This is a genomic window from Pseudomonas sp. 9AZ, assembly GCF_902506525.1.
GTDB lineage: Bacteria > Pseudomonadota > Gammaproteobacteria > Pseudomonadales > Pseudomonadaceae > Aquipseudomonas > Aquipseudomonas peli.
In genome coordinates this window covers 4045242-4058537 of the sequence record NZ_LR733840.1, presented here as the reverse complement: position 1 = coordinate 4058537, position 13296 = coordinate 4045242, and the positions used below count along the sequence as shown (strand labels likewise).

The 13296-nt window shown below is 58.3% G+C and carries 15 protein-coding genes; 13 read left to right on the top strand and 2 right to left on the bottom strand.

Translation table 11 applies throughout. From position 1 onward, the window contains the following. From rplO to bfr, 9 genes are all read left to right on the top strand, one after another. Window positions 1-435, top strand: coding sequence for a 50S ribosomal protein L15 (gene rplO / locus ALTER154_RS18800; RefSeq protein ID WP_090243121.1), 435 nt, complete (start codon window positions 1-3; stop codon window positions 433-435). Then, window positions 436-1764: a preprotein translocase subunit SecY gene (secY, locus tag ALTER154_RS18795; RefSeq protein ID WP_090255788.1), complete on the top strand. Its 1329-nt coding sequence runs from the start codon at window positions 436-438 to the stop codon at window positions 1762-1764. A 26-nt stretch (window positions 1765-1790) separates the two neighbouring features. Then, the gene (gene rpmJ / locus ALTER154_RS18790) at window positions 1791-1907 is read left to right on the top strand and encodes a 50S ribosomal protein L36 (protein ID WP_002555468.1); all 117 of its coding nucleotides are present in this window, start codon (window positions 1791-1793) and stop codon (window positions 1905-1907) included. Window positions 1908-2038: 131 nt separating this feature from the next. Beyond that, window positions 2039-2395, top strand: coding sequence for a 30S ribosomal protein S13 (gene rpsM, locus ALTER154_RS18785; protein WP_090255786.1), 357 nt, complete (start codon window positions 2039-2041; stop codon window positions 2393-2395). Window positions 2396-2425: 30 nt separating this feature from the next. Then, on the top strand, window positions 2426-2815 hold the full coding sequence (gene rpsK, locus ALTER154_RS18780) for a 30S ribosomal protein S11 (RefSeq protein ID WP_013789773.1): 390 nt from the start codon (window positions 2426-2428) through the stop codon (window positions 2813-2815). A gap of 17 nt (window positions 2816-2832) precedes the next feature. After that, window positions 2833-3453 carry a 30S ribosomal protein S4 gene (gene rpsD, locus ALTER154_RS18775; protein WP_090255783.1) on the top strand — a complete coding sequence of 207 codons (621 nt, stop codon included), beginning with the start codon at window positions 2833-2835 and terminating at the stop codon, window positions 3451-3453. Window positions 3454-3475: 22 nt separating this feature from the next. After that, the gene (rpoA, locus tag ALTER154_RS18770; RefSeq protein ID WP_090255780.1) at window positions 3476-4477 is read left to right on the top strand and encodes a DNA-directed RNA polymerase subunit alpha; all 1002 of its coding nucleotides are present in this window, start codon (window positions 3476-3478) and stop codon (window positions 4475-4477) included. Window positions 4478-4519: 42 nt separating this feature from the next. Further along, window positions 4520-4906, top strand: coding sequence for a 50S ribosomal protein L17 (gene rplQ / locus ALTER154_RS18765; protein ID WP_069519894.1), 387 nt, complete (start codon window positions 4520-4522; stop codon window positions 4904-4906). 161 nt (window positions 4907-5067) lie between these two features. Further along, window positions 5068-5532, top strand: a complete 465-nt coding sequence (bfr, locus tag ALTER154_RS18760) for a bacterioferritin (protein ID WP_160089360.1) — start codon at window positions 5068-5070, stop codon at window positions 5530-5532. A gap of 56 nt (window positions 5533-5588) precedes the next feature. On the opposite strand, the gene uvrA is transcribed toward bfr, so the two are convergent. Beyond that, a complete protein-coding gene (gene uvrA / locus ALTER154_RS18755) occupies window positions 5589-8423 on the bottom strand; it encodes an excinuclease ABC subunit UvrA (protein ID WP_160089358.1) in 2835 nt (944 codons plus the stop codon). 135 nt (window positions 8424-8558) lie between these two features. On the opposite strand from uvrA, the gene ALTER154_RS18750 reads away from it, so the two are divergent. Genes ALTER154_RS18750 through ALTER154_RS18735 form a run of 4 tightly spaced genes read left to right on the top strand, consistent with a single transcriptional unit; the run spans window position 8559 to window position 12290 of the window. Continuing rightward, window positions 8559-9947: an MFS transporter gene (locus ALTER154_RS18750; RefSeq protein WP_160089356.1), complete on the top strand. Its 1389-nt coding sequence runs from the start codon at window positions 8559-8561 to the stop codon at window positions 9945-9947. A 17-nt stretch (window positions 9948-9964) separates the two neighbouring features. Further along, entirely contained in the window at window positions 9965-10456 is a 492-nt protein-coding gene (locus ALTER154_RS18745) for a single-stranded DNA-binding protein (RefSeq protein ID WP_160089354.1), read from the top strand. A gap of 21 nt (window positions 10457-10477) precedes the next feature. Further along, window positions 10478-11362, top strand: a complete 885-nt coding sequence (locus tag ALTER154_RS18740) for a sugar nucleotide-binding protein (protein ID WP_160089352.1) — start codon at window positions 10478-10480, stop codon at window positions 11360-11362. After that, window positions 11355-12290, top strand: a complete 936-nt coding sequence (locus ALTER154_RS18735; protein ID WP_160089350.1) for an NAD-dependent epimerase/dehydratase family protein — start codon at window positions 11355-11357, stop codon at window positions 12288-12290. Before ALTER154_RS18740 ends, ALTER154_RS18735 begins: the two co-directional genes overlap by 8 nt. A gap of 55 nt (window positions 12291-12345) precedes the next feature. Here ALTER154_RS18735 and ALTER154_RS18730 read toward each other — a convergent pair whose 3' ends face one another. After that, window positions 12346-13032, bottom strand: coding sequence for an OmpW family protein (locus ALTER154_RS18730; RefSeq protein WP_160089348.1), 687 nt, complete (start codon window positions 13030-13032; stop codon window positions 12346-12348). Window positions 13033-13296 lie beyond the last annotated feature (264 nt).

Below are 13296 nucleotides of genomic sequence, written 5' to 3'. Positions count from 1 at the left end.
ATGTACCTGAACGATTTGAGTCCTGCGCCGGGTTCCCGTCGCGAGAAGCACCGTCCGGGCCGTGGTATCGGTAGCGGTTTGGGTAAGACTGGTGGCCGCGGCCACAAAGGTCAAACCTCCCGCTCCGGTGGCACCATTGCTCCGGGTTTCGAAGGCGGCCAGCAGCCTCTGCACCGCCGTCTGCCTAAGTTCGGTTTCGTTTCTTTGAAGGCTATGGATCGCGCACAAGTGCGTACTTCCGAGCTGAATAAAATCGAAGGCGGCATTGTTACTCTGCAGTCGCTGAAGGATGCCAACCTGATCAACCAAAACGTACAGCGTGTGAAAGTCATGCTGTCCGGTGAAGTTACTCAGGCAGTCACCCTTAAAGGTATCGCCGTCACCAAAGGTGCGCGCGCGGCTATCGAAGCAGCTGGCGGTAAGTTCGAGGAATAAATGGCTAAGCAAGGTGCTCTCTCAGCGCTCAGCAATGGCGGGTTGTCCGAACTCTGGGCTCGTTTGCGCTTTCTGTTCATGGCGATCATCGTCTATCGGATAGGTGCACACATCCCAGTTCCAGGTATCAACCCGGACCGGCTGGCGGACCTGTTTCGACAGAATGAGGGGACCATTCTTAGCTTGTTCAACATGTTTTCCGGCGGCGCGCTGGAGCGCATGAGCATTTTTGCACTGGGGATCATGCCGTACATTTCGGCGTCGATCATCATGCAGCTCATGACCGCTGTCAGCCCGCAGCTGGAGCAGTTGAAGAAGGAAGGTGAAGCTGGCCGTCGCAAGATTAGCCAGTACACCCGCTACGGCACCCTCGTCCTGGCTATTGTCCAAGCAGTCGGCATGTCCGTCGGCCTGGCCAGTCAGGGCGTAGCGTTTACAGTCGATTTCGGCTTCCACTTCGTTGCGGTCACCACTTTTGTGGCGGGTGCAATGTTCATGATGTGGCTGGGCGAGCAAATCACTGAGCGTGGTGTTGGCAACGGTATTTCGATGCTGATTTTTGCAGGCATCGTGGCCGGTCTGCCGTCGGCGATTGGGCAGTCTTTCGAGTCTGCTCGTCAGGGTGATATCAATATCTTTGCTCTGATTGCCATCGGTTTGCTGGCAGTAGCGATTATCGGTTTCGTGGTGTTCATTGAGCGTGGTCAGCGTCGCATTGCGGTGCACTACGCCAAGCGTCAGCAGGGCCGCAAGGTCTTCGCTGCGCAGACTAGCCACTTGCCGTTGAAGGTGAACATGGCGGGGGTTATCCCAGCTATTTTCGCCAGCAGCCTTCTGTTATTCCCGGCTTCGCTGGGTGCCTGGTTTGGTCAGTCTGAAGGTATGGGCTGGCTGCAGGATATTTCACAGGCTATCGCTCCTGGTCAGCCGTTGAACATTTTGCTGTTTAGTGCAGGGATCGTTTTCTTCTGCTTCTTCTATACAGCGTTGATGTTCAACCCGAAAGACGTAGCGGAGAACCTGAAGAAGTCCGGTGCCTTTATTCCGGGTATCCGTCCCGGTGAGCAATCGGCACGCTATATCGATGGCGTGTTGACTCGCTTGACCATGTTCGGTGCTCTGTACATGACGGCCGTATGCTTGTTGCCCCAGTTCCTGGTGGTGGCTGCCAACGTACCGTTCTATCTTGGCGGGACCTCGTTGCTGATCGTGGTCGTGGTTGTTATGGACTTTATGTCGCAAGTACAATCGCACCTCGTTTCGCACCAGTACGAATCCCTGATGAAGAAAGCCAACCTGAAGGGCTACGGCAGCGGCATGCTGCGCTGAAGTCCATAAGGTTCGAGGAGTTGGTGATGAAAGTTCGTGCATCGGTGAAAAAGCTGTGCCGTAACTGCAAGATTATCCGTCGCGAAGGTGTTGTTCGCGTCATTTGCAGCGCGGAGCCGCGTCACAAACAGCGCCAAGGCTGAGTGTGAGTGAAGTTACAAGCCCGGCAGCTAGTGCGCTGCCGGGTTGATTATTTGTTTCTACAGCGCTAATATCTCGCGCCCTATTTCTTGGCTTCCGGGGCGTAGGTAGCTGTCAATTGGAGTTCCACTGAATGGCCCGTATTGCAGGCGTTAACATTCCGGATAACAAGCACACTGTTATCTCGTTGACCTACATCTATGGTGTTGGTCGTACTACTGCACAGAAAGTCTGTGCTGCCGCCGGCGTTAATCCGGCTGCAAAGATCAAAGATCTCTCTGACGAGCAGATCGAGCAGCTGCGTGGCGAAGTAGCCAAGGTGAATACCGAAGGCGACCTGCGTCGTGAAGTGAACATGAAAATCAAGCGCTTGATGGACCTGGGTTGCTACCGCGGCCTGCGTCATCGTCGTGGTCTGCCGGCTCGCGGTCAGCGTACCAAGACCAACGCGCGTACCCGTAAGGGCCCGCGTAAGCCGATCCGCAAGTAATCGCATTCGCGCATCGACAGGAATCTAGTCATGGCAAAACCTGCTGCTCGTACTCGTAAGAAAGTCAAAAAGACGGTGGTTGATGGCATCGCCCACATCCACGCTTCTTTCAACAACACAATCGTGACCATTACTGACCGTCAGGGCAACGCTCTGTCTTGGGCTACCTCTGGTGGTTCGGGTTTCCGCGGTTCGCGTAAAAGCACCCCGTTCGCTGCCCAGGTGGCTGCTGAGCGTGCTGGTCAAGCTGCGCTGGAATACGGTCTGAAGAACCTCGACGTTAACGTCAAGGGCCCAGGTCCGGGTCGTGAGTCCGCTGTCCGTGCTTTGAACGGCTGCGGCTATAAGATCGCCAGCATCACCGATGTGACGCCAATCCCGCATAACGGGTGCCGTCCTTCGAAGAAGCGTCGCGTGTAATCAGGAGACAGTGAGAAATGGCTCGTTACATTGGTCCCAAATGCAAACTGTCTCGTCGTGAAGGCACAGATCTTTTCCTGAAAAGCGGTGTACGCGCTCTGGAATCGAAGTGCAACATCGAAGCAGCCCCAGGTATTCACGGTCAGCGCCGTGGCCGTCAGTCCGACTACGGCACCCAGCTGCGTGAGAAGCAAAAAGTTCGTCGTATCTACGGTGTGCTTGAGCGTCAATTCAGCGGTTATTACAAAGAAGCTGCCGGCAAGAAAGGCGCTACTGGTGAGAACCTGCTGCAACTGCTCGAGTGCCGCCTGGATAACGTGGTTTACCGCATGGGCTACGGCGCAACTCGCGCTGAATCCCGTCAGCTGGTATCGCACAAGGCGATCAGCGTAAACGGTAAAACTGTCAACGTACCGTCCTACCAGGTTAAAGCTGGTGACGTTGTTGCAGTTCGCGAGAAATCGAAGAATCAGCTGCGCATTGTTCAAGCTCTTGAGCTGTGTGCCCAGCGTGGCCGCGTTGAATGGGTAGAAGTAGACACTGAGAAGAAGTCTGGCGTGTTCAAAAACGTCCCGGCGCGCAGTGATCTCTCCGCTGACATCAACGAAAGCCTGATTGTCGAGCTCTACTCCAAGTAAGGGCTAGAAAATAGGTGCATCCATGCAGATTTCGGTAAATGAGTTCCTGACCCCCCGTCACATTGATGTGCAGGTGGTCAGTTCGACCCGCGCCAAGATCACTCTCGAGCCTCTCGAGCGTGGTTTTGGCCATACGCTGGGCAACGCGCTGCGTCGCATCCTGTTGTCCTCCATGCCTGGCTGTGCAGTAGTCGAGGCCGAGATTGACGGTGTACTCCATGAGTACAGCGCCATCGAAGGTGTTCAGGAAGACGTCATTGAAATCCTGCTCAACCTGAAAGGTCTGGCTGTCAAACTGCACGGTCGTGACGAAGTGACGTTGACTCTGGCGAAGAAGGGCTCGGGCGTAGTTACCGCTGCCGATATTCAGCTGGATCACGATGTCGAAATCGTCAATGGCGACCACGTAATCGCCAACCTGGCTTCCACTGGCGCGCTGAACATGAAGCTCACCATAGCTCGTGGTCGCGGCTATGAGCCGGCTGATGCTCGTCAGAGCGATGAAGATGAAAGCCGCAGCATTGGTCGCTTGCAGCTGGATGCTTCGTTCAGCCCGGTACGCCGTGTGTCGTACGTGGTGGAAAACGCTCGTGTTGAGCAGCGTACTAACCTGGACAAACTGGTTATTGACCTGGAGACCAACGGTACTCTGGACCCTGAAGAGGCTATCCGCCGCGCTGCAACCATTCTGCAACAGCAGTTGGCTGCGTTCGTCGACCTCAAAGGTGACAGTGAGCCTGTTGTTATCGAGCAGGAAGATGAGATCGATCCGATCCTCCTCCGTCCGGTTGATGACCTGGAACTGACTGTACGTTCGGCTAACTGCCTCAAAGCAGAGAACATTTACTACATCGGCGATCTGATTCAGCGCACCGAAGTAGAACTGTTGAAAACGCCGAACCTGGGCAAGAAATCCTTGACTGAAATCAAGGATGTTCTGGCTTCTCGCGGTCTGTCCCTCGGTATGCGCCTCGACAATTGGCCGCCGGCAAGTCTGAAGAAAGACGATAAGGCGACTGCCTGATCGTCATCATCACCGAACGTGAGTTTGGTAAGGAATTGAACCATGCGTCATCGTAAAAGTGGCCGTCACCTCAGCCGCACCAGCGCACACCGCAAGGCCATGTTCCAGAACATGGCGGTATCGCTGTTCGAGCATGAGCTGATCAAAACTACTCTGCCGAAAGCCAAAGAGCTGCGTCGCGTTGCCGAGCCGCTGATTACTCTGGCTAAAGAAGACAGCGTTGCCAATCGTCGTCTGGCTTTCGATCGTACTCGTTCGAAAGCCATCGTCGGCAAGCTGTTCAACGACCTGGGCAAGCGCTACGCCACCCGTCAGGGCGGTTACCTGCGTATCCTCAAGTGCGGTTTCCGCACTGGCGACAATGCTCCAATGGCTTATGTTGAACTGGTTGACCGTCCGGTCGCTGGTGCAGCTGTAGACGCTGAGTAAGTCGTAGGTTGTTCGAAAAACCGGGCCTTGGCCCGGTTTTTTTATGGCTGGAAAATGCCCCGCAGTAGCATGTTCATCTGGGTCGCATGCGCTGTGCTTGACCCGTTAGCGTTCGGCGGCCAGCATTAGCCTATGTTTGTGGCGTCCTAAGGAAAATATCCATGAAAGGCCATATTGAAGTTATCGATTACCTGAAGATGCTGCTCAAGGGTGAGCTGGCGGCCCGGGATCAGTACTTCGTGCATTCGCGCCTCTATGAGGATTGGGGGTTCAGCAAGTTGTATGAGCGGATCAACCATGAAATGGAAGAGGAGACTCAGCACGCCGATGCCATCCTCAAACGCATTCTGTTTCTCGAGGGCACGCCGGACATGGTTCCGGACAGCTTCCGCTTCGGGCAGAGCGTTCCGGAGATGCTCAAGCTGGACCTCGCCCTTGAGTACCATGTGCGTGCGGCGCTGAGCAAAGGCATCGCCCTGTGCGAGCAGCATCAGGATTACCAAACCCGCGATATTCTTTTGGTTCAGCTCAAAGATACCGAAGAGGATCACGCCTATTGGCTGGAGGTTCAGCTAGGGTTGATCGACCGAGTTGGCCTGGAGAATTACCTGCAGGCGCAGATGTAAAATTTCTGCAGCCAATAAAAAGCCCCGCATGTGCGGGGCTTTTTGTGTGCGCGGGCTTAGTCGCGATCACGCTCCAGCAGCGGTTTGAGGAAGTAGCCAGTGTGCGACTGCGGCATCTCAGCGACTTCTTCGGGCGTGCCGACGGCGATGATCTGGCCGCCTTTTGAGCCACCCTCCGGGCCGAGATCTACCAGCCAGTCGGCGGTCTTGATCACGTCCAGGTTGTGCTCAATCACCACCACGGTATTGCCGTGGTCGCGCAGGCGGTGCAGCACGTCAAGCAGTTGTTGGATATCGGCAAAGTGCAGGCCAGTGGTCGGCTCATCAAGGATGTACAGGGTCTTGCCGGTGTCGCGCTTGCTCAGCTCACGGCTTAGCTTGACCCGCTGCGCCTCGCCGCCGGACAGCGTCGTCGCGCTCTGCCCAAGCTTGATGTACGACAGGCCAACATCCATCAGTGTCTGTAGCTTGCGCGCCAGGGCCGGTACGGCATCGAAGAACGCCCGCGCTTCCTCGATGGTCATCTCCAGCACCTCATGAATGCTCTTGCCCTTGTACTTCACTTCCAGAGTTTCGCGGTTGTAGCGTTTGCTCTTGCACACGTCGCACGGCACGTAGATGTCCGGGAGGAAGTGCATTTCGACCTTGATCAGACCATCGCCCTGGCAGGCTTCGCAGCGCCCGCCCTTGACGTTGAAGCTGAAGCGCCCCGGGCCGTAGCCGCGCGAGCGTGATTCCGGCACGCCGGCGAACAGCTCGCGAATCGGGGTGAACAGGCCGGTGTAGGTCGCAGGATTCGAGCGCGGTGTGCGGCCAATCGGGCTCTGGTCGATGTCGACCACCTTGTCCAGGTGCTGCAGGCCGTCGATGCTGTCGTGGGCCGCCGCTTCCAGAGTCGTGGCGCCATTCAGGGCGGTGGCACTGAGGGGGAACAGGGTATTGTTGATCAGCGTCGATTTGCCCGAGCCGGACACGCCGGTGACGCAGGTCAGCAGGCCGAGCGGGATCTCCAGGTCTACATTGCGCAGGTTGTTGCCGCGGGCGCCTTTGATTTTTAGGGCGAGTTTCTTGTCGCGCGGGTGGCGCTTGGCGGGCACGGCGATCTTGACCCGGCCAGACAGGTATTTGCCGGTCAGCGAGTCCGGGTGCGCCATGACTTCGGCCGCGGTGCCCTGGGCAACGATTTGCCCGCCGTGCACGCCTGCACCGGGGCCGATGTCGACCACGTAGTCGGCCATGCGGATGGCGTCTTCGTCGTGCTCGACCACGATCACCGTATTACCGATGTCGCGCAGGTGGCGCAGGGTGCCGAGCAGGCGCTCGTTGTCGCGTTGATGCAGGCCGATGCTTGGCTCGTCGAGGATGTACATCACCCCAACCAGGCCGGCACCGATCTGGCTGGCCAGGCGAATACGCTGCGCCTCGCCGCCCGATAGGGTATCGGCGCTGCGGTCGAGGGTCAGGTAATCGAGGCCGACGTTGACCAGGAACTGCAGGCGCTCACGGATTTCCTTGAGGATCTTTTCGGCAATCTCGCCGCGTCGCCCGGTCAGTGCCAGGGTGGCGAAGTAGTCGGTGGCATCGCCGATCGGCATGGCGGTAACTGCCGGCAAGGTCTTTTCCCCTACCCACACGTGCCGCGCTTCACGGCGCAGGCGCGTGCCGCGGCAATCCTGGCAGGCCTGGGTGCTAAGGAACTTGGCCAGTTCCTCGCGTACGCTGGTGGATTCGGTTTCCCGGTAGCGCCGCTCAAGATTCGGCACGATGCCCTCAAACGGATGTGAGCGTTTGACGATATCGCCGCGGTCGTTGAGGTACTTGAAGTCAACGTTTTGTGTGCCACTGCCGAACATTATGCACTTCTGGTGTTCGGCATTGAGCTCGTCGAAGGGCACTTCCAGGCTGAAGCCGTAATGTGCGGCGAGGGAGCCGAGCATCTGGAAGTAATAGACGTTGCGTCTGTCCCATCCGCGGATCGCGCCCTCGGCCAGGGTCAGTTCGCCATTGACCAGGCGTTTGGTGTCGAAGAACTGTTTAACACCCAAACCATCGCAGGTAGGGCAGGCGCCAGCGGGGTTGTTGAAAGAGAACAGCTTGGGTTCCAACTCACTGATCGAGTGGCCGCAAACCGGGCAGGCGAAGCGCGCGGAGAAGATGATCTCCTCGCCGCTTTCACCTTCCATGGGGGTGATCAGGGCCAGGCCGTCGGCCAGCTTGAGCGCCGTCTCAAAGGATTCGGCCAGGCGTTGCTGCAGATCGCTGCGCGCCTTGAAGCGGTCGACCACGGCATCAATGCTGTGCTTCTTCTGTTTGTCGAGTTTGGGAAGTTCGTCCAGCTCGTAAATCTTGCCGTTAACGCGTACACGCACGAAGCCCTGGGCGCGCAATTCGTCGAACACCGCCAGGTGCTCGCCTTTGCGTTCGCGGATCACCGGGGCCAGCAGCATCAGCTTGCTGCCTTCGGGCAGGGCCAGCACCTGGTCGACCATCTGGCTGACGGTTTGCGCTTCCAGTGGCAGATCATGGTCCGGGCAGCGTGGAATACCGGCGCGGGCGTAGAGCAGGCGCAGGTAGTCGTAGATTTCGGTGATGGTGCCGACGGTCGAGCGCGGGTTGTGCGAGGTGGATTTCTGCTCGATGGAGATGGCAGGCGACAGCCCTTCGATGGTGTCGACATCGGGCTTTTCCATCATCGACAGAAACTGCCGGGCATAGGCCGACAGGGACTCGACATAGCGACGCTGACCCTCGGCGTAGAGGGTGTCGAAGGCCAGGGACGACTTACCAGAGCCGGACAGGCCGGTGATCACGATCAGCTTGTCGCGCGGCAGGGTCAGGTCGATGTTTTTCAGGTTGTGGGTGCGCGCACCCCGAATCAGAATCTTGTCCACAAACAACGGCCTCGCATGGCGGGCGGAAAACCACCGAGTATACGGGCCTGAAGGCGGGCGCGGCAAAGCGTCACTGCTGTGCCGCACTCATTCAGTGCTGCTAGAATCGCCGCCTATTTGGATAGGGCGTTTTCCATGCATGATCCGCACAGCGAGCGCATGAGCGGCAGTGAAACCCGCGCGGCCGGTGGCCTGGCGTTGGTGTTCGCGTTCCGTATGCTCGGCATGTTTATGGTGCTCCCAGTGCTGGCGACCTATGGCATGGAGTTGCAGGGCAGCACACCGGCACTGATCGGCCTGGCGATAGGCGCCTACGGCCTTACCCAGGCTTTTCTGCAAATCCCCTTTGGCATGCTCAGTGACCGCATCGGTCGGCGGCCGGTGATCTATGTTGGCCTGCTGATTTTCGCCGCCGGCAGCCTGTTAGCGGCCAATGCCGACTCGATTTACGGGGTGATTGCCGGGCGAATTCTGCAGGGTGCTGGGGCGATTTCTGCTGCGGTGATGGCGCTGCTCTCCGACCTGACCCGTGAACAGCACCGCACCAAAGCCATGGCGATGATCGGTATGAGCATCGGCTTGTCATTTGCCGTGGCCATGGTGGTCGGCCCGCTGCTGACGCGTGCGTTCGGGCTGTCCGGACTGTTTCTCGCCACCGCCGCCATGGCGCTGCTCGGTATTCTGATTGTCGCCGGGCTGGTGCCGCGTTCCGCAGGGCCGTTGCAGCACCGTGAGTCGGGTGTAAGCACGCAGGCGTTGCTGCCTACGCTCAAGCACGCCGACTTGTTGCGTTTGGATTTCGGCATTCTGGTGCTGCACGCGATTCTAATGGCCAGCTTTATCGCCTTGCCGTTGGCGCTGGTAGAGCAGGGCGGCCTGGCCAAGGAAGAGCACTGGTGGGTCTACCTGACCGCGCTGCTGGTGGGTTTCTTCGGCATGGTGCCATTCATTATTTACGGTGAGAAGAAACGCCGGATGAAGCATGTGCTGCTTGGTGCTGTGACGGTGCTGCTGCTATGTGAACTGTTCTTCTGGTGGTTTGGTACCAATCTACGCGCCCTTGTGCTCGGCACGGTGGTGTTCTTCACCGCGTTCAACCTGCTGGAAGCTTCGTTGCCGTCGCTGATTAGCAAAGTGGCCCCTGCGGGCGGCAAAGGCACTGCAATGGGGGTGTATTCCACCAGTCAGTTCCTCGGCGCGGCCCTCGGCGGCATCTTGGGTGGCTGGTTGTATCAGCACTACAGCCTGTCGGGTGTGTTTGCGGGCTGTGCCCTGCTGGCTCTTTTTTGGCTGGCCTTTGCTGTTACTATGCGCGAACCGCCGTATGTCACCAGCCTGCGTCTGCCGCTTTCAGCTGCGGCTTTGCAAGAGGCGGGGTTGGTCGAGCGTTTACAGGCTGTGCCCGGAGTGGCGGATGCCGTAGTGGTGCGCGACGAAGCGGCCATCTATATCAAAGTGGATACCCAACAATTGGACCGCACGTCCCTTGAGCGCCTCATAGAGCCGGCGCCGGTGGCGTGCTGAAAGCCTAGGAGAACGTTATGGCCCGTGGGGTTAACAAAGTCATTCTGGTCGGTACCTGCGGACAGGACCCGGAAACCCGCTACCTGCCGAGCGGCAACGCGGTCACCAACCTGAGCCTGGCAACCAGCGAGCAGTGGACCGATAAGCAGACCGGTCAGAAAGTCGAAAAAACCGAATGGCACCGTGTGTCGCTGTTCGGCAAAGTTGCCGAGATCGCCGGTGAATACCTGCGCAAAGGTTCGCAGGTGTACATCGAAGGCAAGTTGCAGACCCGCGAGTGGGAAAAAGACGGCGTTAAGCGCTACACCACTGAAATCATTGTCGACATGCAGGGCACCATGCAGCTGCTGGGCGGCCGTCCGGATAACGCCGGTGGTGGTGACTCGGCTCCACGTCAGCAGCGCCCTGCACCGCAGCGCGAGCAGCAGTCGGCCCCGCGCCCAGCGCCACAGCAGGCACCTCAGCCCGCAGCGGATTTTGACAGTTTCGATGACGACATCCCGTTCTGATCTGCTGAGTTAACGCCGATCATGCGTATGCGGCTGATGCTGCTAGGTGGCGGTAATGCGCTGGGGCAGGCGTTGATTCGCCTTGGCGCCGAGGAAGACATTGGCTTTCTCGCCCCCAAACCGCCGGAGTCAGGCTGGGACCCCGCCAGCCTCACTCAGTTGCTGGATGACACCCGCCCCGATGCCCTGATCAACCTTGCTTACTACTTCGACTGGTTCCAGGCGGAAGTGGTCAGCGAGGCGCAGTTTGCTGCCCAGGAGCGTTCCGTTGAGCGTCTGGCCGAGCTCTGTCAGCATCATCAGATCCGTCTGCTGCAACCTTCCAGTTATCGCGTCTTCGATGGCTCGCGGGCGACTGCCTACAGCGAGCGGGAAGAGCCGGCACCGCTGGGTATCCGTGGCCAGGCGCTGTGGCGCTTCGAGCAGCGCGTGCGTGCCACCTGTCCGCGGCATGTGCTATTGCGCTTTGGCTGGCTGCTGGATGACAGTGCCAATGGCCTGCTCGGGCGCTTTCTGACCCGTGCTGCGCATGATGAACCTTTGCTACTGGCCGATGATCGACGCGGTAATCCGACGCCAATCGATGACGCAGCCCGGGTGATTCTCGCGGTGCTCAAGCAGCTGGATTGCCAGACACCGCTGTGGGGCACATACCACTACGGTGGGCATGAGGCGACCACCTCGCTGGCGCTGGGCCAGGCGGTGCTCAGTGAGGCGCGCCACTTCCGCAGCAATCTGGTTGAGGACGTGGGGCCGCAGGCGCACAGCGCGCGGCCGGATGCCGCCGAAGAGCCGCAACATGCGGTGCTGTCCTGCAAGAAAATCCTTCACACCTTCGGCATCAAACCGCGAGCCTGGCGCTCGGGGCTGCCGAGCCTACTGGATCGTTATTATCGCCATGTCTGACTCACGTTCTGTTTTGGTTACTGGTGGTGCTGGCTTTATCGGTTCGCACCTGGTCGATGCGTTGCTGGCTCGGGGCTACAGCGTCCGGGTGCTGGACAACCTGTCGATGGGCAAGCTGACCAATCTGCCGTTGGATAATCCGCAGTTGCAGTTTATCGAGGGCGATGTGGCCGATGCTGCAGTGGTCGCGCAGGCGGTGGCCGGATGTGAGGCAGTGGCGCACCTGGCTGCAGTGGCCTCGGTGCAGGCCTCAGTGGATGATCCGGTGGCGACGCACCAGAGCAATTTTGTCGGCACGCTGAATGTCTGTGAGGCGATGCGCCTGCATGGCGTCAAGCGTGTGCTGTTTGCTTCCAGTGCAGCGGTGTATGGCAACAATGGTGAAGGCCAGGCTATTGATGAAGCCACGGCGAAGGCTCCGCTGACGCCTTATGCCGCTGACAAGCTGGCCAGTGAGCATTACTTGGATTTCTATCGTCGCCAGCATGGCCTCGAACCAGCGATTTTTCGTTTCTTTAATATCTTCGGGCCGCGTCAGGATCCGTCTTCGCCGTACTCCGGGGTGATCAGCATCTTCACCCAGCGCGTCCAGCAGGGCTTGCCGATCAGCGTATTCGGCGATGGTGAGCAGACCCGCGACTTTTTCTATGTCGAGGACCTGGTTGTGCTGCTGACTCAAGCGCTGACTGCGTCGCAGGCGGTGGAGGGGGCGGTGAACGTTGGCTGGAATCAGGCGGTCAGTCTGAATCAGCTGCTGGCGCAGATCGGTGGGCTGTGTGGTGGTTTGCCTGATGTGCAGTATCAGGCGCCGCGCGCGGGTGATATTCGCCACTCGCGTGCGGATAACCGGCGCTTGCAGGCGCAGTACCAGCTGCCCGCAGCCACGCCTATCGGTGAAGGCCTGCGGCGTTTGCTGGCTCAAGGATGAATGCACTTTTCCATAAAAAACCGGCCTTGATGGCCGGTTTTTTATGGCTGATGGCTTAGAACTTATAGCCCAGGCCGACCATGTAAACGAACGGGTCTACGTCTACATCGACTTTAACCTTGCTGCCGCCAAAGTTGGTGGTGCCAGTGGTTTCGATGTCGATATAACGCACTTGGGCGTTGAGCATGATGTTGTCAGTCAGCATGTAGTCCATGCCCACCTGCGCGGCCAGGCCCCAGGAATCTTTCATGTCCAGGCCGCTGAAGCCCTTACCTTCTGCTTCGCTGCTCAGTTTGGTGTCGAAGAACCACGTGTAGTTGATGCCTGCGCCTACATAGGGCTGGAATGCCGAACTGGAATCCAGTGGGTAATACACCACGCTCAGGGTCGGCGGCAGGTGCTTCAGTTCACCGAGATTGCCGTTCAAGCCGGCGAAGCCGCCGGGCATGCCTTTTACGCCGACGTTATGGCTGAACGGGGTGGCCGCCAGCAGCTCGATGCCGATGTTGTTGGTCAGCATATAAGCGAAGTTCAGGCCCAGCTGGGTGTCGCTGTCCAGGGTCGCTTTGGTGCCGGCTACGTCAGTGCCGAGTGCGCCGACCCAGATGTCACTGCTGCTTTCCTGTGGGTCAACCGTGATGGCGCCGGCCCGCACGATGATGTCGCCAGCTTGGTGCGCGTGCGCCAGTGGGGCGGCGATAGCAAGGGCCAGCAGTGAAGCGGTAAACAGTGAGGTACGCATGGTGTGCTCCCATAAAGCATCGGTTCGTATTGGCTGAGTACGATGTTAGGGGCGCGAAAAAAACGACTGTTGATCCAGCTCAATAAAAGTAGCTGGCTATCTAATTATGTAGGGTTTCGTTTGCGAGTGTGTCGCAAATAATATGTTATATTATTTCTTTTCTTGCGTGTCCAAGCGAATAAGTATTGCTGCTGGTTGCTCAAAAGGCGGGATGCAGTTGATAATAGTTCTCTTTATTGCGCCACTCAGTTCAAGGAATATTTC